The sequence below is a fragment of the Collimonas arenae genome (assembly GCF_000786695.1).
GTDB lineage: Bacteria > Pseudomonadota > Gammaproteobacteria > Burkholderiales > Burkholderiaceae_D > Collimonas > Collimonas arenae_A.
This window is the reverse complement of the sequence record NZ_CP009962.1, coordinates 4641277-4663900: the sequence shown is the minus strand read 5'-3', so window position 1 is coordinate 4663900 and position 22624 is coordinate 4641277. Positions and strand designations below refer to the sequence as shown.

At 57.4% G+C, this 22624-nt stretch carries 20 protein-coding genes; 8 read left to right on the top strand and 12 right to left on the bottom strand.

Annotated elements, in window-relative coordinates; all coding sequences use genetic code 11:
• Positions 1-206: 206 nt before the first annotated feature.
• From LT85_RS20565 to LT85_RS20550, 4 genes are all read left to right on the top strand, one after another.
• Positions 207-1322 carry a Re/Si-specific NAD(P)(+) transhydrogenase subunit alpha gene (locus LT85_RS20565; RefSeq protein WP_038492684.1) on the top strand — a complete coding sequence of 372 codons (1116 nt, stop codon included), beginning with the start codon at positions 207-209 and terminating at the stop codon, positions 1320-1322.
• Between the two features lie 132 nt (positions 1323-1454).
• Positions 1455-1817, top strand: coding sequence for an aspartate 1-decarboxylase (panD, locus tag LT85_RS20560; protein ID WP_038492681.1), 363 nt, complete (start codon positions 1455-1457; stop codon positions 1815-1817).
• Between the two features lie 69 nt (positions 1818-1886).
• A complete protein-coding gene (locus LT85_RS20555) occupies positions 1887-2213 on the top strand; it encodes an NAD(P) transhydrogenase subunit alpha (protein ID WP_038492679.1) in 327 nt (108 codons plus the stop codon).
• Positions 2210-3646 (top strand): NAD(P)(+) transhydrogenase (Re/Si-specific) subunit beta, encoded by a 1437-nt coding sequence (locus tag LT85_RS20550; protein ID WP_038492676.1) that lies wholly within the window; start codon positions 2210-2212, stop codon positions 3644-3646. The genes LT85_RS20555 and LT85_RS20550 overlap by 4 nt, the downstream gene beginning before the upstream one ends.
• A gap of 308 nt (positions 3647-3954) precedes the next feature.
• On the opposite strand, the gene LT85_RS20545 is transcribed toward LT85_RS20550, so the two are convergent.
• The 5 genes from LT85_RS20545 to LT85_RS20525 form a co-directional block, all read right to left on the bottom strand.
• Entirely contained in the window at positions 3955-5127 is a 1173-nt protein-coding gene (locus tag LT85_RS20545; RefSeq protein ID WP_038492673.1) for an FAD-dependent monooxygenase, read from the bottom strand.
• Positions 5124-5765 (bottom strand): HAD family hydrolase, encoded by a 642-nt coding sequence (locus tag LT85_RS20540; RefSeq protein ID WP_038497003.1) that lies wholly within the window; start codon positions 5763-5765, stop codon positions 5124-5126. Before LT85_RS20540 ends, LT85_RS20545 begins: the two co-directional genes overlap by 4 nt.
• Positions 5766-5829: 64 nt before the next feature.
• Entirely contained in the window at positions 5830-7170 is a 1341-nt protein-coding gene (locus LT85_RS20535) for an aminopeptidase P N-terminal domain-containing protein (RefSeq protein ID WP_038497001.1), read from the bottom strand.
• 22 nt (positions 7171-7192) lie between these two features.
• On the bottom strand, positions 7193-7903 hold the full coding sequence (gene murU, locus LT85_RS20530) for an N-acetylmuramate alpha-1-phosphate uridylyltransferase MurU (RefSeq protein WP_038492671.1): 711 nt from the start codon (positions 7901-7903) through the stop codon (positions 7193-7195).
• A gap of 22 nt (positions 7904-7925) precedes the next feature.
• Entirely contained in the window at positions 7926-8975 is a 1050-nt protein-coding gene (locus LT85_RS20525; RefSeq protein WP_038492668.1) for an aminoglycoside phosphotransferase family protein, read from the bottom strand.
• A gap of 98 nt (positions 8976-9073) precedes the next feature.
• Between LT85_RS20525 and LT85_RS20520 the strand changes: the two genes are divergently transcribed.
• The 4 genes from LT85_RS20520 (at position 9074) to rsmA (ending at position 14971) form a co-directional block, all read left to right on the top strand.
• Positions 9074-11548: an LPS-assembly protein LptD gene (locus LT85_RS20520; protein WP_038492665.1), complete on the top strand. Its 2475-nt coding sequence runs from the start codon at positions 9074-9076 to the stop codon at positions 11546-11548.
• Positions 11549-11605: 57 nt separating this feature from the next.
• The gene (locus LT85_RS20515) at positions 11606-13024 is read left to right on the top strand and encodes a peptidylprolyl isomerase (RefSeq protein WP_253273587.1); all 1419 of its coding nucleotides are present in this window, start codon (positions 11606-11608) and stop codon (positions 13022-13024) included.
• 23 nt (positions 13025-13047) lie between these two features.
• Positions 13048-14109: a 4-hydroxythreonine-4-phosphate dehydrogenase PdxA gene (gene pdxA, locus LT85_RS20510; RefSeq protein ID WP_052135358.1), complete on the top strand. Its 1062-nt coding sequence runs from the start codon at positions 13048-13050 to the stop codon at positions 14107-14109.
• 79 nt (positions 14110-14188) lie between these two features.
• Positions 14189-14971, top strand: coding sequence for a 16S rRNA (adenine(1518)-N(6)/adenine(1519)-N(6))-dimethyltransferase RsmA (gene rsmA / locus LT85_RS20505; protein ID WP_038492659.1), 783 nt, complete (start codon positions 14189-14191; stop codon positions 14969-14971).
• Between the two features lie 23 nt (positions 14972-14994).
• On the opposite strand, the gene gloA is transcribed toward rsmA, so the two are convergent.
• The 7 genes from gloA to lnt all read right to left on the bottom strand — a co-directional run bounded on the left by gloA (position 14995) and on the right by lnt (position 22603).
• A complete protein-coding gene (gloA, locus tag LT85_RS20500) occupies positions 14995-15405 on the bottom strand; it encodes a lactoylglutathione lyase (RefSeq protein WP_038492656.1) in 411 nt (136 codons plus the stop codon).
• 96 nt (positions 15406-15501) lie between these two features.
• Entirely contained in the window at positions 15502-16425 is a 924-nt protein-coding gene (locus LT85_RS20495) for a M48 family metallopeptidase (protein ID WP_038492653.1), read from the bottom strand.
• 16 nt (positions 16426-16441) lie between these two features.
• Positions 16442-17185 (bottom strand): lysophospholipid acyltransferase family protein, encoded by a 744-nt coding sequence (locus LT85_RS20490; protein ID WP_038492650.1) that lies wholly within the window; start codon positions 17183-17185, stop codon positions 16442-16444.
• A 60-nt stretch (positions 17186-17245) separates the two neighbouring features.
• Complete coding sequence (gene gmhB, locus LT85_RS20485) at positions 17246-17803, bottom strand: D-glycero-beta-D-manno-heptose 1,7-bisphosphate 7-phosphatase (protein ID WP_038492647.1); 558 nt, start codon at positions 17801-17803, stop codon at positions 17246-17248.
• A gap of 16 nt (positions 17804-17819) precedes the next feature.
• Positions 17820-19928, bottom strand: a complete 2109-nt coding sequence (gene glyS / locus LT85_RS20480; RefSeq protein WP_038492644.1) for a glycine--tRNA ligase subunit beta — start codon at positions 19926-19928, stop codon at positions 17820-17822.
• Complete coding sequence (glyQ, locus tag LT85_RS20475) at positions 19925-20905, bottom strand: glycine--tRNA ligase subunit alpha (protein WP_038492641.1); 981 nt, start codon at positions 20903-20905, stop codon at positions 19925-19927. Before glyQ ends, glyS begins: the two co-directional genes overlap by 4 nt.
• A 129-nt stretch (positions 20906-21034) precedes the next feature.
• Positions 21035-22603: an apolipoprotein N-acyltransferase gene (gene lnt / locus LT85_RS20470; RefSeq protein ID WP_052135357.1), complete on the bottom strand. Its 1569-nt coding sequence runs from the start codon at positions 22601-22603 to the stop codon at positions 21035-21037.
• Between the last annotated feature and the right edge of the window lie 21 nt (positions 22604-22624).

Below are 22624 nucleotides of genomic sequence, written 5' to 3'. Positions count from 1 at the left end.
GGGATTCTAGCCAGAATTGCAACAAAGTACTAATTTTAGGATAAATAACCTACATCAAGACTCAGATTGTTTGGCTGCAATTTTTCCGTGTAAGATTCCATACGGCTAATTGGACCGGATTGAGCAGTCGTCTGGCATGGACTGTCAGGCGGCGAGCGGTACGGATGATCCAGAGCAAAGAATTCTTAACATAGTGGGAGAAGACCATGAAAATCGGCATACCCGCCGAAACGCGGCCTGGCGAAACCCGGGTTGCAGCGACTCCAGAGATAGTCAAGAAGCTGGTAACAGCCAAGCATCAGGTGGTGGTGCAGTCCGGTGCAGGTATTTCATCCAGCATTACCGATGAAGCCTACGCTGCAGCAGGCGCCGAGGTAGTCAATGCCGCTGCCGCCTTCGGCATGGAAACCGTACTCAAGGTGCGTGCTCCCAGCGCCGAAGAATTGCCTCTGCTGAAAAGCGGCACAGTGGTGGTCGGCATGCTGAATCCTTTTGATGCCGACAATATTGCTGTTATGGCAAGCCATGGCCTGACTGCGTTTTCGTTGGAAGCTGCGCCGCGCACTTCGCGCGCGCAATCGATGGATGTGCTGTCGTCGCAAGCGAATATCGCCGGCTACAAAGCGGTCCTGATGGCGGCCAATACCTACCAACGCTTCATGCCGATGCTGATGACGGCAGCCGGCACCGTCAAGGCGGCGCGCATGCTGATCATGGGGGCCGGCGTTGCCGGTTTGCAGGCGATTGCCACCGCCAAACGCCTTGGCGCGGTCATCGAAGCATCCGATGTTCGGCCTGCAGTTAAAGAACAGATCGAATCGCTGGGCGCGAAATTCCTCGATGTACCGTTCATCACCGATGAAGAGCGCGAAATTGCCCAGGGCGTCGGCGGCTATGCGCGGTCGATGCCGGCCGACTGGATGCGGCGTCAGGCTGAGCTGGTGCACGAGCGCGCCAAGCAGGCCGACATCATTATCACCACCGCCCTGATACCTGGCCGTAAGGCGCCGGTGCTGATCAGCGAAGATACGGTCAAGGCCATGAAGCCAGGCTCGGTGATCCTGGATATGGCGGTCGACCAGGGCGGTAACTGTCCTTTGTCGGAAAGCGGCAAGACGGTCATCAAGCACGGCGTCCACATTATCGGCGAAGGCAATCTGGCGGCGCTGGTGGCGGCCGACGCCTCGGCGTTGTATGCACGCAACCTGCTGGATTTCCTCAAGCTGATCATCAATGCCGAAGGCGGGCTTGTCATAAATCGTGAAGACGATATAGTGGCGGCCACTTTATTGTGCAGTGCGGGTGAAGTACTGCGCAAATAGGTGAAGCAAGCAGGTTACACGCGCAGGCTGCCCCTACTGGGCCGCTTGCATCAGTACCGTTTTAATTTTTAATTAATAGCTGTAAAAGGCTCCGGCTGCGGCCGGAAGCTTTGTAAATTGGAGAAACAAGATATGCAACGCATCATGCTGCGCGCGAAAATTCATCGCGCAACCGTTACCCAGGCCGACCTCCATTACGAAGGTTCTTGCGGAATCGATGAAGACCTGCTGGAAGCCGCCGACATCCGCGAATTTGAAAAAATCGAGTTGTACAACGTCAACAACGGCCAGCGCTTTTCGACTTACGCCATCCGCGGCAAACGCGGCAGCGGCGAAATCTCGCTGAACGGCGCCGCCGCGCGCTGCGCCCATCTGGGCGATCTGCTGATCATTTGCACCTATGCGCCGCTGTCGGATGAAGAAGCAGCCGGCTATGTGCCGAAAGTGGTGTTTGTCGATGACAACAACCGGATTACCGGTCTCAAGAAAATCTAAGCCGGATTGGATCGGATCCACGCCTAGTTACCCAAACCAGCAGCGCAGTCCTTCTATCAAGGGGAAACCATGGAAGTCACGCACACCATCACTAACCTGATTATTTTCGTACTGGCGATCTACGTCGGCTACCACGTGGTCTGGACCGTTACGCCGGCATTGCATACGCCGTTGATGGCGGTTACCAACGCCATCTCCGCCATCATCATCATTGGCGCCATGCTGGCGGCCGGTCTGACCGAGGGCGTCGTCGGCCAGGTCGCCGGTACGCTGGCGGTGGCGCTGGCGGCAGTCAATGTGTTCGGCGGCTTCCTGGTGACCCAGCGCATGCTGGAAATGTTCAAGAAAAAAGAGCCGAAGGCAAAGCCGGCAGCTAAAGAAGGAGCCCAGCAATGAGCATGAACCTGGTGACCTTGTTATACCTGATCGCCTCGGTCTGTTTCATTCAGGCGCTCAAGGGCTTGTCGCATCCGTCTTCGGCGCGGCGTGGCAACGCATTCGGCATGGCGGGGATGGCGATTGCGGTCGTGACCACAATCGCGCTGATCGTCAAGCTGAAAGAGGAATCGCACGGATCCGGTCTCGGTTTCTGGCTGGTGACTGGTGGCGTGGTAGTCGGCGGTAGCATCGGCGCCATGCTGGCCAAACGTGTCGAGATGACCAAGATGCCGGAACTGGTCGCGGCGATGCACTCGCTGATCGGTCTGGCGGCGGTGTGTATTGCTGTGGCGGCGGTGTCTGAGCCCTGGGCTTTCGGGATTGCCGCCCATGGCGAGGCGCTGCCTATCGGCAACCGTATCGAACTGTTCGTCGGCACCTTCGTCGGCGCGATTACCTTCTCCGGTTCGGTGATCGCTTTCGGCAAGCTGTCGGGAAAATATAAATTCCGTCTGTTCCAGGGTGCGCCGGTGAGTTTCCGTGGACAGCATTTCATCAACCTGCTGCTGGCGGTGGCGATGATCGGTCTGGGCATTATTTTCGTGCTGACCAACACCTGGCTGCCATTCATCCTGATGGCGCTGATCGCTTTCATCCTCGGCGTGCTGATCATCATCCCGATCGGCGGCGCCGATATGCCGGTGGTGGTGTCGATGCTGAACAGCTACTCTGGCTGGGCGGCTGCGGGCATCGGCTTTTCGCTGAATAATTCGATGCTGATCATCGCCGGATCGCTGGTTGGTTCCAGCGGTGCGATCTTGTCTTACATCATGTGCAAAGCCATGAACCGCTCGTTCTTCAACGTCATCCTGGGCGGCTTCGGCGGCGATGCGGCTGCTGCGGTGACCAACGGCGGAGACAAGCAGCGGCCGGTCAAATCCGGCTCTGCCGACGATGCGGCTTTCTTGATGGGTAATGCCGAAACCGTCATCATCGTGCCTGGTTATGGCCTGGCTGTGGCGCGGGCTCAGCATGCGTTGAAGGAACTGACTGAGATGCTGACCCAAAAGGGCGTCATCGTCAAATACGCAATCCACCCGGTGGCGGGACGCATGCCTGGCCACATGAACGTCTTGTTGGCGGAAGCCGAAGTGCCTTACGATCAAGTGTTCGAGATGGAGGATATCAACGGTGAATTCGCCCAGGCCGACGTGGTGCTGGTGCTGGGCGCCAACGATGTCGTCAATCCGGCCGCCAAGGATCCGAAATCATCAATCGCCGGCATGCCTATTCTGGAAGTCTATAAAGCCAAGACCGTGATCGTTAATAAGCGTTCTATGGCCTCTGGCTATGCCGGACTCGACAACGAGTTGTTCTACATGGACAAGACCATGATGGTGTTTGGCGACGCCAAGAAGGTGATTGAAGATATGGTGAAGGCGGTTGATTAAATAGTGACCGCTCTTGTCAAAAAGCCGCGCCAGGTAACTGAACTGACCCCAATTAGTTGGGCACCAACTTTTGGGGTCCAGTTCATAACACCGGCGCGGCTTTTTTATTGAGATGAAGGGTCTTAGAGGCTGTTGCGAACACATCTGGCGTTGCTGCCCTTGCAGGGGGCACCCTGGCTTGCAAGCCAGGGTCGTTCCGCAGGCAGACGACAATGTCGTCTGAAACCCCTGCTACACCCTCCTGGCCGTACTGCTCGTACTGTCTTCGTCGGCGCGCCTAGCCATCTGTGTTCGCAACAGCCTCTTAGTCAGCGTCTGCCAAACATCATTTGCTGCGCCAGCAGACGGCGAGCCGGTTTGACCACGTCCACCAGCCCCAGCGACAGGCCCAGCAGGGTTTGCGACAAGGCGCCGTCCGGCGCGCTGGCGAAAATTCGCGCCATGATGTCGGTCAACTGTATTGTGATGCTGCGGTCGGATTGCCTGGCGGCGGCAAACTGCAGCAATGTCTTTGACGACAGGTCAGCGGCCAACATGCGCGCCAATACGGTCGCATCGCGCAGGCCCAGGTTCAGGCCCTGGCCTGCGACAGGATGCAGGGTTTGTGCGGCATTGCCGATTGCCACGGTTCTGGCCGATGTCGCGGGACGCGCATTGAGTCCGAGCGGAAAACTGTTGCGCGGCGAAGTCTTCATAAACCGTCCAAGCCGGCCGCCGAACGCTTGCATCAGCGCGTTCAAGAATTCGGCGTCGTCCAGCGCCAGCAAGGCGCTGGCAGTATCGGGACGGACGCACCAGACCAGAGCATAGTTGTTGCCATGTCCGTCATCCTGCGGCAGCAGCGCTAATGGCCCCTGGTCGGTGAAACGTTCAAAGGCGCGATGGGCAATTGGCGCGCTGGCCTGGACATGTGCCACGATGCCGACTTGCTGGTAATCGCGTTGCAACGATTTGCCGCCTTGCGCACCGAAAACGCCGCCTTCGGCCTGCACCAGCAATTTGCTGCGCAGGGATCTGCCATCCGATAGCTGCAGTTCGACGCTTTCTTCATGTTCGACGCTGGCGTTAACCTGCAGCGGCCGCAGCAAGCGGACATCAGCTAAAGCCGGCAACGCAGCCAAAGCGGTGATCAGCGTGCCGTAGCGGGTGACGTAACCAAGCGCTGGCAGATGGAATTCGTCGCGTTGAATCAGCGTGCGGCCGAAATGGCCGCGGCGCGAGACGTGGATCTGATGAATTGCCGTCGCTGCAATCGGCCAAGCGGTAATCTCTTGCAGGATCTGGCTGCTGCCATAGGACAGCGCCAGCGAGCGCGGATCCTGGCGCGCCTGTTCAATCGTCTTGGCGTCGATCAGGGCGATGCGCGCCGCCGCAACGCCGCGTTTGATCAGCAACGCTGCCAGGCTCAGGCCAATCGGACCGGCGCCGCAGATGGCGATGTCGACATCGGTGCCATTGTGCAGATGCGTGTTCTGGTTCATACCGGCAGCCCCCAATCACGCAACTGTGCGGCAGTTGCCGCCGGATCAGTGTGATGAATGGCGCGCCAGCCGAGCGCACGCGCGGCGAGCGCATTGCGCTCGACGTCGTCGATAAAGATCAGGTGCGCTGGCTGGGCCTGCGGATAATGCGCACGTATGCGTTCCAGCATGCGTTGATAGATGCGCGGATCCGGTTTGATCAGTTGTTCTTCGCCCGACACCAGGATGTCCTTGAAGCGCTGCAGGACCGGCTTGAATGGGGCATTGCTGCGGGCGTAAGGGAAAGTTTCTGCGGACCAGTTGGTCAAGGCGAACAAGGGCACGCCGCCTGCTTCCAGTGCATCGAAAATCGCCATGCCCGGTGCCAGCGTGCCGCCAAGCATTTCGGTCCAGCGTGCATAGAAGGCCGTGATGAGTGGAGCGTATTCCGGATGGCGAGCGCTAAGGCTGGCGGTTGCGTCAGCCAGCGAGCGGCCGCCGTCCTGCTGAATATTCCATTCGCCGTTGCAGATGTTGGCGAGGAACCACTTACGCTCCGTTTCATCGGCGATCAGCTTGCGAAACAGGTAATCCGGATTCCAGTCGAACAGGACGCCGCCTAGATCGAACACAACGATAGTGGGAGTAGCAATTGTCATAGTCGTCATAGTCCTGATGATAGCAGTGCATGCACGGCATTGCCGTCTGTTCGCAAGCCTGGGCTCACTTGCGCATCAAGGCTTCGATTTCGGCCACCGAGGTCGGTACGTCGCTGGTCAGGTTGAGGTTGCCGTCGGCGGTCACCAGGATATCGTCTTCGATACGGATACCGATGTTCCAGAATTGCTCGGGCACGCCTTCTCCCGGCCGCACATAGATGCCGGGTTCAACCGTAGTGACCATGCCCGGCTGCAGCTTGCGCCATGGTTTTTGCTGGCCTTGCAGCGCGGCTTCGCCCGGTTCACGGTAGGCGCCGACGTCATGCACGTCAAGACCGATCCAGTGACCGGTGCTATGCATGTAGAACTGGCGGTAGTCGCCATTGGCGATGACGTCGTCAAGCGTGCCGACCTTGTCCTTGGCGAGCAGGCCGGTATCCAGCATGCCTTGCGCCAGCACGCGCAAGGCTGCGTTATGGCCGTCGATAAACCGTTGTCCGGGACGGGTTGCCGCGATCGCTGCGTGTTGCGCCGCCAGCACGATTTCGTACAGGTTTTTTTGCGGACCGGAGAAGACGCCGTTGGCGGGGAAAGTACGGGTAATGTCGGAAGCGTAGCTTTCGAATTCGCAGCCGGCATCGATCAATACCAGGTCGCCGTTTTTCAGCTCGGTGTTGCCGGCGCGGTAGTGCAGCACGCAGGCGTTGGAGCCGGTGGCGACGATCGAGGTGTAGGCCGGCGATTCTGCGCCGTGGGTGCGGAATTCATGCAGCAGTTCGGCTTCCAGATGATATTCGCGCAGGCCGGGACGCGCCATGCGCATCGCACGGCTGTGGGCGCCGGCAGCGATCTTGCCGGAGCGTTGCATGATCGCGTGTTCGCCTGCATCTTTGAAGAGGCGCATTTCCGCCAGTAACGGGTCGAGGCCGTGGATGGTTGCCGGCGCGCTGACGCCGATGCGGGCCTGGCCGCCGAGTTTGTCGATCCAGCCTTGCAGTTGCGCATCGCGCTTGGCTTGCTTGCCGAGCGAGTAAAAAATCGACGGCGCGTCGGCCAGCAGTTTCGGCATTTCAGCGTCGATATCGCCGATCGCAAAGGCGGCGTCGAAACCGAGCTGCTCGCGCGCAGCGTCGGGGCCGAAGCGGAAGCCGTCCCAGATTTCCCGTTCCAGGTTCTTTTCGCGGCAAAACAAGATAGCCTTGGGATCTTTGCCGGCAACCAGCACGATGACCGCGTCAGGTTCAGTGAAACCAGACAGGTAATAAAAGCTGCTGTCATGCCGATAGGGGAAGTCGGAATCGGCGTTGCGCATCGCTTCCGGCGCGGTGGAGATGATGGCGACGCCGCCACCCATGGCCTGCATTTGTGCAATCAGTTTGCTGCGGCGTGTACTGTAAGGAGTCATGCTGGCATCTTTCGGTAAAAGATTAGCGCGGTACGAGCGGCGCATTCAATTGATTCAGGCGTTCGATGGTGCCGACGTCGGTCCATTCGCCGCGATAGACGTCGCCGCCGATCTGGCCGCGTGCTGCGTATTCGCGCAGCAGCGTCACCAGCTTTTCCTGCTGGCCGGGGCTGACGGAGTCAAACATTTCGGGGCGATACACGCCGATGCCGGAAAACGTATGGCGTGGCTCGCCTTCATTGCTGAGCGAAAAGCTGTGCAGCGCGAAATCGCCTTGGAGATGGTGGGCCGGGTTTTTTACCAGGAACAGCCAGGCCACATCGCGCTTGTCGAGCGGGTAGGGCTGGCCCCAGAGGTCGTTGTCTTCCAGCGTATTCTTGACCTGTTCGAAGTCGAAGTGCGGGCAGTAGATATCGCCGGCGATCGCCACGAACGGTTGTTCGCCGAGCAGGTGGCGGGCGTTGGCGATGCCGCCTGCCGTCTCCAGCGCCACGGTTTCCGGCGAGTAGCTGATGGTGGCGCCGTACTTGCTGCCGTCACCGAGCGTGTCTTCAATCATTTGTCCGAGGTGGGCATGGTTGATGACGATCTCGGTGATGCCGGCACGCACCAGGTTGACGATGTGCCAGACGATCAGCGGCCGGCCACGGACCTTGAGCAGGGGTTTGGGGGTGGTGTCGGTCAGCGGGCGCATGCGCTCGCCGCGGCCGGCGGCAAAAATCATTGCTTTCATGGAGGCTTTATTCGAATTGCTGTTAGAAGGTATAGCCGACTTGCACTGTTTTGTCTTCCAGCTTGTCCAGCAAGCGCACTAGCGGGATCAATTCACGGTAGCGCAAGGCCGTTTTGCGAACATAGTCCATCACCAGGGGGATGTCTTTCAGATAGGCTTCCTTGCCGTCGCGGTGATGCAGGCGCGCGAACAGGCCGAGGATTTTCAGGTGCCGCTGCAAGCCCATGTATTCGAAATCGCGGTAGAAGGTGTCGATATCCGGCGCCACCGGCAGGCCGGCGCGCTTGGCGCGTTCCCAATAGCGGATCAGCCAGTCAAGCACCTGGGCTTCGCTCCATTGAATATAGACGTCGCGCAGCAATGAAACGATATCGTAGGTAATGGGGCCATACAGCGCGCCCTGGAAATCCAGCACGCCGGGATTGCCGTTTGGCAGCACCATCAAATTGCGCGAATGATAGTCGCGGTGGATGAATACCTGCGGCTGCGCCAGGGTGTTAGCGAGGATGGCGTCGAACACCTTGTCGAGATCGGCGTTTTGCTGGTCGCTGAGGGGCGCGTTCAGATGCTTGCCTAGATACCATTCAGGGAATATTTGCAATTCTCGCAACAAGAAGGCGCGGTCATATTCCGGCAGCACATCCGGTTGGCTCTTGGTTTGCAGTAATACCAAGGCATCTATCGCGTCCATGTATAGCTTGTGCGCATTATCTATGCTGTCATCGCTATTGAGTTGCTGCAGATAGGTGACGGAGCCGAGATCGGACAGCAGCAGGAAGCCGCGTTCGACATCTTGCGCGAGGATATCGGGCACCGACAGGCCGATGCCGGTGAACAGTGCATCAATCTCGATGAAGGGTTTGACATCTTCTTGCGGCGGCGGCGCATCCATCACGATCAGGGTGCGGCCATCGACTGCGTCGATGCGGAAATAACGCCTGAAACTGGCGTCGGCAGAAGCGGGTCGCAGCGTCGCAGGCAAGGTGGGAATGCTCGTGAGTGCAGTTAGCCATTCGACAATTTGAGTCTGGCGCAAATCGGGTAAAACGGGGGCAGACTGTGATAAAGACATTAAGCAATCCAGTAAAACGGCTGTTGGTGGTGAGTTCCCATATAATAAGGGATTAATTTCAAAAAATCGCCTGCTATGGTGTTTGCCAAATTCATTTCATGACCCGGTCCTCCTCAGCGCTTTCCAAGTCTTCCCAGTCATGCTCAGGCCGCAGCCGGCTTGGCCAGGCCACATTCCAATTGCCTGCCTTGCGGCGCATGACTGTATTGGTGGCTTCGGTCATTGCTACGGTATCAATGCCGATGTGGGCTTGGGCTCAGGCTGTCGAGGTGACCACGCCAGTCATCCCGGATGCACAAGCCAATCAGCCGAAACCCAAGCAGCCGCGCGTCAACGACACCGACGCGCCGACTACGGTAGAGGCGGAACAGATGACCGGGCGTCCGGATCGTTTGCTCAATCTGGATAACGACGTGGACATGACGCGTGGCGGAACCAATGTCAAATCCAACAAAGGCGTCTACCACATTGTCGAGAACGAGGCGGAAGCCCATGGCTGCGTACGCATGAATCGCTATGGCGACAGGTACACCGGCGACGATCTGCAGTTGAATATGGATTCCGGGCAAGGATTCCTGACCAATCCGACTTACTGGTTCCAGGCCAATGACGGCCACGGCAAAGCCGATCGTATCAATTTTCTTGATGAAGACCGGTCGGAAATCATCAAGGGCACCTATACCACCTGTCCCGGCACCAAACCAGACTGGTACGTCAAGTCGAGTACGCTGGATATTGACAGTGGCTTGGGAGAAGGGATTGCGCACAATGGCATTGTCTATTTCAAGAGTGTGCCTATACTCGGTTCGCCGATCATGTCTTTTCCGCTGACGGGCGACCGCCAGTCTGGCGTATTGCCTCCGATTATCGGTTCCACCAATAATGGCGGGCTGGAATTCAATCTTCCTTATTACTTCAATATCGCTCCGAATCGCGACTTGACGGTCTATCCCAACATCATCACCCAGCGTGGTCTGCAAATGGGAGCGGATGCGCGTTACGTGGGCGTGGGATATAGCGGTCAGACCAAAGTGGAATATTTGCCAGATGACAAGCTGACCAAGACTAATCGTTATGCCGTGCAGTCGATCCATTCGCAGACGCTGATGCCTGGTTTGACGATGGGCTGGAACGTCAATTTTGCTTCGGATAATAATTATCCCGACGATTTTACGCGTTCGATTACTCAAAGTTCGCTGCGGACTTTGAACCGGGAATTCGATTTGAACTACAGTGGATCTTTCTGGAGTGTAGCGGCGCTGGCGTCACGCTATCAGATATTGCAGGATTTTAATTCTGCTGGGCAACCTACACTTAGCCGTCCGTATGACCGTATGCCGCAAGTCACTCTTACCGCCGGCAAGCAGGATATTTACGGTTTTGACTGGGCAGTCAACGCGCAATATGCGCGTTTCAGAAATACCCAGTATGACTTCCCGTCAGCCAGTAGTTTTCCGGTGGGTAGCACCTCGTTGACCAGCAGCACTTTGTTGCCGTTGGAAGGAGAGCGGATCTACATTAATCCGCAACTGTCTTATCCTATCATTCGACCAGGATATTTCATCACACCGAAGATCCAGTTGGACGCAACGGCCTATAGCATCACGCCGAATAAATTTGGCCTGCCGAATACACCGACTGCCGTACCGGGTGTACTTAATCCTGTGTCTTTGGGCAACGATTTCAGCCGGGTTTTGCCGACGTTCTCGTTGGATACTGGTTTGATTTTCGAGCGTGACGCCAAGTTCTTCGGTAACAAGATGACGCAGACGCTGGAGCCGCGTCTGTTCTATGTGCGTACGCCGTATCATGACCAAAGCCAGTTTCCGTTGTTCGACAGCGGCGCTGCGGACTTCAATTTCGCGCAGATTTTTACTGAAAACCGCTATAGCGGCCATGATCGCATCAGCGATGCCAATCAATTGACTGCTGCCGTGACTTCTCGCTTTATCGAGGAATCTGGTTTGGAGCGCTTGCGTCTGGGTATTGGTCAGCGCATATATTTCACCCAGCCGCGTGTGGCGTTGAACCCGACCGACACCATTACCACCAGTCGTTCGGATCTGTTGCTGATGGCGGGTGGCCAGGTCACGCCGACGCTTGGCGTTGACAACACCATTCAATACAGCCAAAGCAATAATCAATGGGTGCGCGCCGGCTCCACCATCAAATGGCAGCCGGGCCCGAAACAAGTCATCAATTTCTCCTATCAGCTGGATCACACCAACGTCGATCCGCTCGATCTGCAGAATAGATACCTGAAGCAGTTCGACCTGTCCGCCCAATGGCCTTTGACAAAGCGCTGGTATGGCGTCGGCCGCGTCAGTTATTCCTTGCAAGAAAAAACCGTCGGACAAAGCTTGATCGGGCTTGAATATAAGGCGGATTGCTGGGTTTTCCGCCTGGTCGGCCAGCGCACGCCGACTTCCTCGACACGTACTACCACCGGATTATTCATACAACTTGAATTGAATGGTTTGTCAAAAATCGGATCAGATCCGATGAGCGCACTGCGTAGCAGTGTTCCCGGTTATCAGAATGTTAACCAGCCAGATTCTTTCATTAGCCGTTGAACCTGTTATTCTCCGTCATTCTTTTGATTATCCTCACCCATGAACGTTTTTCCAATTATGCGTAAAACCAATCAAACCCAACTTGCGGCAATTGCCATCTTGCTGTTGACTGCAACTGCCGGCAGCGCCTGGGCGCAAGCTGCGTCGAGTCAAATCACGCCGCCTTTGGTTACGCCGGCAGCAGCAACTGCGCCAGCGCCTGCCGTCGCCGCATCTGCCGCAAAAGTCGCGCCGCAAACCGTTGACGCCATTGTCGCGGTGGTCAACACCGATGTGATTACCCAGCAGGAACTGACCAAGCGTCTGAACGATGTGATGCAACGGATGAAGGCACAGAACGTGGAGTTACCTCCTGTTGCGGAACTGCAAAAGCAAATGTTGGAGCGCATGATTCTTGAGCGCGCCGAGGTGCAACTGGCGAAAGAGAATGGCTTGTCGGTGGATGACGTCATGCTGGATCGTGCTATCGGCCGGATTGCCGAGCAAAACAAAATGTCGATGGCGGATTTCCAGAGGCAATTGGCCCAGGACAAGATCCCTTACCCTGCATTCCGTGAAGAAATCCGCCAGGAAATGCTGTTGCAACGACTGCGTGAACGCGAAGTCGACAACAAGATCCAGATTTCGGAATCGGAAGTCGACAATTACATCACAGCAGACAGCAGCAGCAAGCAAAATGCACAGGAACTGGATCTAGCCCAGATTCTGGTACGCGTGCCGGAAAATGCGACGGCCGACCAGATTGCCCAGCGCGCCAAGCGTGCTGAGGAAGCGATGCAGCAAATCCGCTCTGGCGGTAATTTCGCTTCCATCGCTGCCGCTTATTCCGATTCCAACGACGCCTTGACCGGCGGCGACATGGGATGGCGTGCACAAGACCGTCTGCCATCGTTGTATGTTGATGCTGTCGCCAATCTGTCCCCAGGCCAGGTATCGGGAATATTGAAGAGCGCCAACGGTTTTCATATCGTCAAGCTGATCAACAAACGTGCTGCTGCCAATGCGCCGAAAGATACTGCCGCAGCACCTGTGCAGCAGACTCATGTCCGTCATATCCTGATCAAGGTCACGCCAACAGTGACAGCCGCTGACGCCCGTCGCCGTCTGCTCGACTTGAAAGAGCGCCTGGATAACAACGCCGCCAAATTCGAAGACTTGGCCAAGCAGTACTCCAACGATTTGTCGGCTTCCAAAGGCGGCGATCTCGGCTGGGTGTATCCCGGCGATACGGTGCCTGAGTTCGAACGGGCGATGGATGCCTTGAAACCGGGACAGGTTAGCGATCCTATCGAGTCGCCATTCGGCTATCACCTGATCCAGGTGATCGAACGCAAGACCAACGATGTATCGAAAGAGCGTCAGCGTCTGGCCGCCCGGATGGCAATTCGCGAACGCAAAACCGAAGAAGCCACCAACGACTGGCTGCGTCAATTGCGCGACCGTACTTACGTCGAATACCGTAACGACGATCACTGAACCGTTCAACCTGGAAAGTACGCATGCCTGATCCATTAGCGGCCACTCCGGTCGATCTGCAGCGGCGGCCTGTACTGGCCGTTACCTGTGGCGAGCCGGCCGGTATCGGCCCTGAAGTATCGATCAGAGCTGCCTGGCAATTGCGTACGCAAATCAAGAGCGTACTGATTGGCGATGCCGCTTTCCTGGCCATGATTGCGGCCGACATCGATCCGCAAATCCGTCTGGTTGCCTTGTCACAGCAGGCCTTCCTCAATGACGGCTTGCCGGATTTCGCGGTCGATCAGATCGCGGTGATCGATTGCCAGCTTGATGCCCATGTGCAGCCGGGTGTGCTGGATGCACGCAATGGCAGAGCGGTGCTGCGTACGCTGGATATCGCCATCGGCGGCGCGTTGCAGGGGAATTTCGACGGCATGGTCACCGCGCCTTTGCAAAAGAGCACGATCAATGACGCCGGTGTAGCCTTTACCGGGCACACCGAATATCTGGCGGAAAAAAGCGTCACGGCGCAAGTGGTCATGATGCTGGCGACCGACAGAACCACGCCGCCGCTACGCGTGGCACTGGCAACCACCCATCTGGCGTTGAAAGATGTGGCAGCGGCGATCACTTTCGATAGCCTGAGCCGTACCATCGCTATCCTGCATGCTGATCTGAAGAGCAAGTTCGGCCTGGCGCAGCCGCGTATCCTGGTAACCGGACTGAACCCGCATGCGGGCGAGGGCGGCTATCTGGGCCGTGAGGAAATCGATATCATCAGCCCTGTGCTGGAAGCGGCCAAAGCCAACGGTATCGCGGTGAGCGGTCCTTATCCTGCCGATACGCTGTTCCAGCAAAAGTATCTGGATGAAGCCGATTGCATCCTGGCGATGTATCACGACCAGGGTTTGCCAGTATTGAAATACGCCAGCTTCGGACATGGCATCAACATCACCTTGGGTTTGCCGTTTATTCGCACTTCCGTGGACCACGGCACAGCGCTGGATTTGGCAGCCGCCGGCCTGGGCCGCGCCGATCATGGCAGCATGCTGGCGGCAATGAATACCGCGGCGCAGATGGTGCGGGCTGGCCGGTCGAGCTAACCCAATCTGCGGGTTTGCGAAGGCGCAAGGCGCCAAGGCACTTGGCATCCCTGCCTGTACTCAATAGACAAGAGAATTTATGAAACATATTCCCCGCAAACGTTTCGGCCAGAATTTTTTGACGGACGATACCGTGCTGTACAACATCATCGGCGCGATCGATCCGCAAGCCGACGATAATATGGTCGAAATCGGCCCGGGCCTGGCAGCCATGACGCGCTTACTGCTGGAGTCGCTGAAAAACCTGCACGTGGTTGAACTGGACCGCGATCTGGTCGCACGTCTCGAAAAGAATTTCGATCCGGCCCGTTTGCATGTGCATTCCGCCGATGCCTTGAAATTCGATTTCGCCAGCATCCCCCTGATCGGCGATAAAAAACTACGCGTGGTGGGCAATCTTCCCTACAACATCTCCAGTCCGTTGTTGTTCCACCTGGCCGAGATTGCGCCGCTGGTGGAAGACCAGCATTTCATGCTGCAAAAGGAAGTAGTGGAGCGGATGGTGGCGGAACCGGGCAGCAAAGCCTTTGGCCGCCTTTCTGTGATGCTGCAATGGCGCTACCAGATGTCGTTGTTGTTCATCGTGCCGCCAACCGCCTTCGATCCGCCACCGCGGGTCGAATCAGCCATTGTGCGCATGGTTCCGATTGCCCAACCCTTGGCCTGCGACCAGAAGAAACTCGAAGCCGTGGTGCTCAAGGCATTTACCCAACGCCGCAAGGTGATACGCAACTGCTTGGCCGGCATGTTCAGTGAAAATCAACTGATCGACGCCGGCGTCGACCCGCAAGCGCGGCCAGAAGCTATTTCGATGGAGTTATTCGTAGCGCTGGCTAATCGCCTGCCGGACGGCGCCGCTTAAGAGCGCCAGCCAGCGCCTGCAACTCAGAGTTTGATGTCAGGTGCATTGCCAGCTTTGCGTTCAATCAGTTCCACCTTGTAGCCGTCAGGGTCCTGGACAAAAGCGATGACAGTGCTGCCGCCCTTTACCGGACCAGCTTCGCGAGTCACATTCCCGCCCTGAGTCCGGACATCCTCACAGGCTTTATAAGCATCTTCAACGGCGACCGCCAGGTGGCCGAAAGCCGTGCCCTGCTCATAAGTTTCGACGCCGTAGTTGTAGGTCAATTCGAGTTCCGCATGATCGGGATTGCTGCCATAGCCGACGAACGCCAGGGTATATTTATATTCCGGATTATCGTTGGTGCGCAGCAGTTTCATGCCAAGCACCTTGGTGTAGAAATCGATGGAGCGTTGCAGATTGCCGACGCGCAGCATGGTGTGGAGGATTCGCATTTTTTTCTCGATGGTTGGGAAGGGAGCCGGTGTTTGGATGTTGAAGCCAAAAGTACGCTGATAGTTTACATCGGCGTAACAGAGAGTGCAGCGGCTTCAGAAAACCGGCAATGTTTCTTGCGCACTGTCGCGCAAAGTTTTCCGGGCGGTTTCAAAGTCCGGGAAGATGGATTGCACCGTCGCCCAGAAGCGCGGGCTGTGGTTCATCTCGCGCAAGTGCGAGAGTTCATGCGCGATCACATAATCGATTAGCGGCAGGGCGAAATGCATCAGGCGCCAGTTCAGGCGGATCTTGCCTTCCGAGGTGCATGAACCCCATTGGGTGGTCGCCGACGACAGCGCAAACGACTGGTAGGTGACGCCCAGCTTCTTGGCATAGATCGGCAACCGTTCGCCGAACACGCGTTTGGCCTCAAGTTGCAGCCAGCCCAGCACACGGTCTTTCAGTTGTTGTTCGCCGGCGTCGGCGGGCAGGCAGACGATCAACTGGTCGTTGACGTCGTCGAAATGAATTCCAGCTTTTTGCGTAGCGTGAATCCGCAGGGTAATGCTACGCCCCATATAGGGCAGCGTTTCGCCATCGCGCCATGCCATTTGCGGCTGCATGCGGCGGGTGGAACGGTCACGGTATTCGCTTAGCTTGGTAAAGATCCAACGTTTCTTTTCCCGGATGGCAAGCTCGACGTCGCCCAGCGTGACCCATTTGGGCGCCGTGACGCGCAAGCCGTCATCGCTGATCAGGAAGCCGATGGAGCGCCGTTTAGAGCGTAGCAGGGTGTAATCGAGGACATGTTCACCAAAATGCAGGCGCCGCTTGCCAGGAGCCAGCTCAGGGGCTGAACCGACCGGCGGCTTGGGCGACGTTGATCTTGGATTAACAGTCTGCGGAGGAGGAGCGCTGGCGATAGGATCTTCGGAAAATAGATCCAGTTGCAGCGCCTGTTGCTGCTGTGCCTTGCCCTGGGGAGTTGCATGCGGCCCCAGACGTGGCTTAGTTGGTTTTTGATGCAATAGTTTCAATGTTGGCTAGAGAGTATTATTTTTGCCTGGAATAGACATGAGGTGAAATCACCCGCATTTCAGATTCTATCCAATTTTCGACTTTCACCATCAGTTCGCTGCTATCCAGGTTTTCCGGGTAGATCGGCTTGCCGATCGAGACGGTGATCAAGCCCGGTTTCTTGATGAAAGAATTCTTTGGCCAGCACTCGCCGGCATTGTGGGCGATCGGTACGACCAGGGTATTGGTTTCAACCGCCAGGCGTGTGCCGCCGTTCTTGTACTTGCCAGTCTGGCCGACCGGAATCCGCGTACCTTCGGGGAACATGATGATCCACTGTCCGTCTGCCAGCCGCTTGCGGCCTTGCTCCACGACCTGAGCGAAAGCATCGCGGCCCTTGCTGCGGTCGATTGGAATCATGCGCAACAGTGCAATGCCCCAACCGAAAAAAGGGATGTAGGTCAGCGACTTCTTGAAGACGAATACCAGCGGGCGTGGCGTCATTTGCAGCAGGAAAATGGTCTCCCAGGCCGACTGGTGTTTGCTCAGCACTACCGCTGGCGCATCCGGAAAATTCTCCATGCCTTTTACTTCGTAACGAATGCCGCAGATGACCTTGGCCATCCATACCACGATGACATTCCAGCGCGCGGTCAGGTAGTAGCGGCGCGCATACGGAAATGGTGCAAACAGGATGCAGGCGAAAGACCAGATCACAGTCAGGATGGCCATCAGCACGGTGAACAGCAGCGAACGCAAGAACAGGGAAAAACGCAACATGCAAACTCCAGGTATTTTTAACAAGCTTTATTTGTACGAGATGGACAACGCACTCGCCAATCAGACAGCCAACTCGACCGGCTTCTTCAGCAGAAATTCGACCACCGCGGCCAGGTCCGGGAAAATCAATGTGCCAGGTGGCAGGCCACCTTTTTCACGGGTCTTTTCACCTTTTCCGGTCAGCACCAGATACGGCGCGCAACCGGCAATAAAGCCGGCCTGTAAATCGCGCAGCGAGTCGCCTACCGTCGGTACGCCGCCGCGCAGGCTGACTTCGAAGCGTTTGCCGATGTCGTGGAACATGCCGGCTTTCGGTTTGCGGCAATCGCAGTTGTCGTCGGCCGCATGCGGACAAAAGAATATCGCATCGATTTCGGCGCCGACCAGCTGCGCCGCCTCGTGCATCTTCTGATGAATCGCCATCAGCGTTTGCATGTCGAACAAGCCGCGTGCGATGCCCGACTGGTTGGTCGCCACCACCACGCGGTAACCCGCCTGGTTGAGCCGTGCGATGGCTTCCAGCGATCCCTTGATCGGCACCCATTCGTCGGGCGATTTAATGAAAGCGTCCGAGTCGTGGTTAATGACGCCGTCGCGGTCGAGGATGATAAGTTTCATATGCCTGATCGAAGAGTTAAGCTGCCAGTTTGGAAATGTCGGCAACCTGGTTCAGCATCACATGCAGCTTGGCCAGCAGCGCCAGGCGGTTATTGCGCAACTGCTCGTCTTCCGCCATCACCATCACATCGTTGAAGAAGGCGTCGACCTGTTGGCGCAACTGCGCCAGCGCTTTCAATGCAGTGCTGAAATCACCCTTGGCAAATGCCGCGTCGACTTCCGGCTTGAGCGCATCCATCGCCACGAACAATTGCAGTTCAGCCTCGTCGCGCAACAGTTCCTTGTTGACCGTATTGCCGACGCTCTCGGTCTTTTTCAAGATGTTGGTAATGCGTTTGTTGGCCGCTGCCAGCGCTTCTGCTTCCGGCAGGGCGGCAAATGCCTGCACTGCATCCAGTCGTTCGATAATGTTGGCCAGCTGCTCCGGTTGCTGGGCCACCACCGCTTCGATTTCATTCTGGGCATAGCCGCGTTCGCGCAGCAGGCCGCGCAGACGGTCATACAGGAAAGGCAGCACGTCGCTGCCTGGATCCTTGAAATTGGCGTTGCCGGCGAACTGCTGGGCGGCGTTGGCCAGCAATTGCGTCAGCGATATCGGCAAGCGCTTTTCCAGCAGCATACGCAAGATGCCCAGCGCATGGCGGCGCAAGGCGAACGGATCCTTGTCGCCGGTTGGCTGTAAACCGATGCCCCAGATGCCGATCAGGGTTTCCAGTTTGTCGGCCAGTGCAACGGCGGTGCTGGTGTCGGTAGTCGGCAGCGCATCGCCGGCGAAGCGCGGCTGGTAATGTTCTGAAATTGCCAGAGCAACGTGTTCCGCTTCGCCGTCATGGCGCGCGTAGTAGTTGCCCATGATGCCTTGCAGCTCTGGGAATTCGCCGACCATGTCGGTCAGTAGGTCGGCCTTGGCCAGGAACGCGGCGCGCTCGGCAAGTGCGGCATCGCCGCCGAGCAGGGTGGCGATCGCCACCGCCAGCGCCTTGACGCGTTCGGTGCGTTGCAACTGGTTGCCGAGTTTGTTGTGATAGACCACATTGGCCAGCAGCGGCACGCGCTCGGCCAGCTTCTTTTTCTGGTCTTGCTCGAAAAAGAATTTGGCATCGGACAAGCGCGGACGCACTACGCGCTCGTTGCCTTCGATAATGAAGTGCGGGTCATCGGTCTGCAGATTCGACACGATCAGGAAGCGCGAACGCAGCTTGCCGGCGTTGTCGGTCAGGGCAAAATACTTTTGATTGGTTTGCATCGTCAGAATCAGGCATTCCTGCGGCACACTGAGGAATTCATCTTCAAACTTGCAGGCATAGACCACCGGCCATTCAACCAGCGCCGCTACTTCATCGAGCAGCGATTCCGGCATCAGCACCTTGTCTTCGCCAGCCGTGGCCAGCAAGGCTTGGCGAATCTTTTCCTTACGGTGCTCGAAACTGGCGATAACTTTGCCTTGTTCCGCCAATGTGTTGGCGTAGCTGTCAGCATCGGCCAGCGAGATACGGCCCCGCGACAGGAAACGATGGCCTTCGGTCTGGCGGCCGGCGTCCAGGCCCAGCAAAGTCAGCGGCAACACTTGGTCGCCATGCAGTGCGACCAGGCTGTGCGCCGGCCGGACAAAGCGCACCGTGTGACCGGCAGCGTGGCCGTGCTGGCGCTGGTAGCTCATGACCTTGGGAATCGGCAGCTTGGCGACGCTGTCCTCCAGCACCGTTTGCAAACCTTCTTGCAGCGCCACGCCTTTAGCGGTGTAGCTATAGAAGAAACTCTCAGCCTTGCCATCGGGGGCGCGTTCCAGTTCGGCCGGGGTGATTACCACCTTGCCGCATTGCGCTGCAATGGCGGCCAGCTTCTTGACCAGCGGTGCAGAAGGCTTGCCTTCGGCATCCAGCGCCACCGATACCGGCAGCACTTTTTCGCGCATGGTCTTGTCAAGGGAAGTGGCGCGCACATTGCTGATGGCGACAGCCAGACGGCGTGGCGTGGCGAACGCAGTCGCGAGTGCGCCATCTTCCAGGAAGTCGCGTGCTTTCAAGCCGTTGAAGATGCCCATGGCGAAGGCGTCGCCCAGTTTGGCCAATGCTTTCGGCGGCAGTTCTTCGGTAAAAATTTCGATCAACAGGGTGCTGCTCATGCTGTTTCCCCTGCGCGCTGAGCGACAGCCGCCATGTATTCATCTCCAAATTCTTGCAATAACAGATCGGCGTTTTCCTTGGTGATCTCCCACATCGGGAAGCCCAGTTTTGCCCGTGAATCGTAATACGCCTGCGCTACCGCACGCGACAGGTTGCGGATCCGGCCCATATAAGCCGCGCGCTCGGTGACCGAGATAGCGCCGCGTGCGTCCAGCAGATTGAACGTGTGCGCCGCCTTCAACACCATTTCGTAGGCCGGCAACGCGAGAGGCACTTCCAGCAGGCGCTTGGCCTGGGTTTCGTAGTTGCCGAACAGCGGAAACAGGAACTCGGTATCGGCGTACTCAAAATTGTAGGTCGACTGCTCGACCTCGTTTTGATGGAACACATCGCCATAGCTGAGGGTCTTCTTGACGCCGTTTTCAACCCACTCCGTCCATACCAGGTCGTAGACGTTTTCGACGCCCTGCAAATACATGGCCAGCCGTTCGATGCCGTAGGTGATTTCACCCAGCACCGGTTTGCAATCGAGGCCGCCGACTTGCTGGAAATACGTGAATTGAGTGACTTCCATGCCGTTCAGCCAGACTTCCCAGCCCAGGCCCCAGGCACCCAGGGTCGGATTTTCCCAGTCGTCTTCGACAAAACGCACATCGTTGCGTTGCAGATCGAGGCCGAGCGCCGCCAGCGAACCCAGGTACAGCTCAAGAATGTTTTCCGGCGCAGGTTTCAGTACTACCTGGTATTGATAGTAATGTTGCAAGCGATTCGGGTTTTCGCCGTAACGGCCGTCTTTAGGGCGGCGCGACGGTTGCACATAGGCGGCGCGCCAAGGCTCCGGGCCGATGGCGCGCAGGAAGGTCGCCGTATGCGAGGTGCCGGCGCCGACCTCCATGTCATAGGGTTGCAGCAAGGCGCAGCCTTGGGCATCCCAGTAATCTTGTAATTTGAGAATGATTTGTTGAAATGTAAGCATCGTTTTTGTTGCTTTTCCGTACGGCAAGTGCCGATTAATAGTGGAGACCGAAAGAGGCGACCAGGAGCGCGATGTATAAAGCTTCTGACATTAGCGCTAAAAGCAGCGATTTTAGCGGTTTTTACAGCCTTAGTCCCGTTTCTGCTCAGGCTTGCCGCGCTGCGTGCGGCAGCGCCACCAGCTCAAGGCCAGCATCAGCAGCGCAGCCGCCAGCAGTGTACGGTTGCCGAGCAGGATATAAGGCGTCATGCCGCTATAGCCCTGCACCGATACAGCCAGCGTATTACGACTGTATGGCGCCAGCTGAGCGCTGACTACGCCGTGCGGATCGATCACGGCGGTAGCGCCGGTATTGGTCGCGCGTAGCATGGGGCGGCCGCTTTCCAGGCTGCGCATTTGCGAGATCTGCAAATGCTGCGGCAACGCTATCGTATTGCCGAACCAGGCGATGTTCGACATGTTTAGCAACAGCGTCGCAGTTGGCTGTCCGGCTGTATGGGTCGCGGCCAGTTGGGCCGCAATCTCATCGCCGAACAAGTCTTCGTAGCAAATATTCGGCAACACCCATTGATCCTTCACCGCGAACGGCGCTTGTACCGCCGCGCCGCGCTGGAAGTCGCCGAGCGGGATGTGCATCATATCGACGAACCAGCGGAAGCCGAACGGAACGAACTCCCCGAACGGCACCAGATGCTGCTTGTCATAGCGGAATGCCGGAACCGCCTTGTCTTGCGGCGCAAGGCCGATCACGCTGTTGGAGTAGCGATAGGGGCCGTCGATATAAGGAATGCCAAGCGCGATATTGCTACCGGTCTGCCGGGAAAAATCAGACAGCGCAGGCAGGAAATCCGGCGGTAATTCGGTTTGCAAAATCGGCACCGCAGTCTCAGGCGTTGCAATCAGGTCAGCCGGTACGGCGCGGATCATGTCGACATACAGGCGGAGGGAATTGATGATCTGCGCGGTGTTGAATTTTTCTTCCTGCGGCACGTTGCCTTGCAGCAGGCGCACTGAAATCGGCTTGCCATGTGGCGAAGTCCAGTTTATCTGGTGTAAACCAAGGCCGGCGATTAACGCCAATACTGCGGCGATAACAGGTGCCTTACGTTGCGGCAGCAGCGCCAGGCAGCCGGCGATGACGGCCGAGATGCAGCCCAAACCATACACGCCGACCAGCGGCGCATAGCCGCTCAGCGGACCAGAGGTATGGGCGTAGCCGGAAATGAGCCAAGGAAAGCCGGTGAACAGCCAGCCGCGCAGCCATTCCGTCAGTCCCCACAATGCCGGGAAAATCGCCAGTGCAAACAGCAGCGGCGAAGCCGACCAGCGTTGCCGCAGCCAGACGCTGAGGCCGGCGCAGAGTGCCGTATACACGCCCATGGCGAGCGCCAGAACGGCCACCGCCAGTACCGCCAGCCAGCCAGGCAAGCCGCCGAAGTCATGCAACGAAATATAAATCCAGTAAACCCCGTGGGCGACCCAGCCGAAACCGTAGGCCCAGCCGAGCAGGGCGCTGCGTTTGATGTGACCGACGCCGGTTCTGTCTATACGCAGCAGACAGAAAATCAGCAGCGCCAAGGTGAGCAGCTGGATCGGCCATAGTCCGTAAGGCGCGAAGGCGAAGACGTTGATGGCGCCGGCAATGGCGGCCAGCGCGAGCAGGAAAGGAAATTTAATCGAGGTAAGGCTAAAACGCATAGGCTGATGTTGCTGTTGGTT

Excerpts from the sequence above, each read along its gene's own strand:
- LT85_RS20525 (WP_038492668.1), bottom strand. The coding sequence starts at position 8,975 with ATGTCTTTATCACAGTCTGCCCCCGTTTTACCCGATTTGCGCCAGACT.
- LT85_RS20540 (WP_038497003.1), bottom strand. The coding sequence starts at position 5,765 with ATGACAATTGCTACTCCCACTATCGTTGTGTTCGATCTAGGCGGCGTC.
- glyQ (WP_038492641.1), bottom strand. The coding sequence starts at position 20,905 with ATGCTTACATTTCAACAAATCATTCTCAAATTACAAGATTACTGGGAT.
- lnt (WP_052135357.1), bottom strand. The coding sequence starts at position 22,603 with ATGCGTTTTAGCCTTACCTCGATTAAATTTCCTTTCCTGCTCGCGCTG.
- gmhB (WP_038492647.1), bottom strand. The coding sequence starts at position 17,803 with ATGAAACTTATCATCCTCGACCGCGACGGCGTCATTAACCACGACTCG.
- LT85_RS20535 (WP_038497001.1), bottom strand. The coding sequence starts at position 7,170 with ATGACTCCTTACAGTACACGCCGCAGCAAACTGATTGCACAAATGCAG.
- LT85_RS20555 (WP_038492679.1), top strand. The coding sequence starts at position 1,887 with ATGGAAGTCACGCACACCATCACTAACCTGATTATTTTCGTACTGGCG.
- LT85_RS20515 (WP_253273587.1), top strand. The coding sequence starts at position 11,606 with ATGCGTAAAACCAATCAAACCCAACTTGCGGCAATTGCCATCTTGCTG.
- LT85_RS20490 (WP_038492650.1), bottom strand. The coding sequence starts at position 17,185 with ATGTTGCGTTTTTCCCTGTTCTTGCGTTCGCTGCTGTTCACCGTGCTG.
- LT85_RS20545 (WP_038492673.1), bottom strand. The coding sequence starts at position 5,127 with ATGAACCAGAACACGCATCTGCACAATGGCACCGATGTCGACATCGCC.
- glyS (WP_038492644.1), bottom strand. The coding sequence starts at position 19,928 with ATGAGCAGCACCCTGTTGATCGAAATTTTTACCGAAGAACTGCCGCCG.
- murU (WP_038492671.1), bottom strand. The coding sequence starts at position 7,903 with ATGAAAGCAATGATTTTTGCCGCCGGCCGCGGCGAGCGCATGCGCCCG.
- LT85_RS20520 (WP_038492665.1), top strand. The coding sequence starts at position 9,074 with ATGACCCGGTCCTCCTCAGCGCTTTCCAAGTCTTCCCAGTCATGCTCA.
- pdxA (WP_052135358.1), top strand. The coding sequence starts at position 13,048 with ATGCCTGATCCATTAGCGGCCACTCCGGTCGATCTGCAGCGGCGGCCT.
- LT85_RS20565 (WP_038492684.1), top strand. The coding sequence starts at position 207 with ATGAAAATCGGCATACCCGCCGAAACGCGGCCTGGCGAAACCCGGGTT.
- panD (WP_038492681.1), top strand. The coding sequence starts at position 1,455 with ATGCAACGCATCATGCTGCGCGCGAAAATTCATCGCGCAACCGTTACC.
- gloA (WP_038492656.1), bottom strand. The coding sequence starts at position 15,405 with ATGCGAATCCTCCACACCATGCTGCGCGTCGGCAATCTGCAACGCTCC.
- LT85_RS20550 (WP_038492676.1), top strand. The coding sequence starts at position 2,210 with ATGAGCATGAACCTGGTGACCTTGTTATACCTGATCGCCTCGGTCTGT.
- rsmA (WP_038492659.1), top strand. The coding sequence starts at position 14,189 with ATGAAACATATTCCCCGCAAACGTTTCGGCCAGAATTTTTTGACGGAC.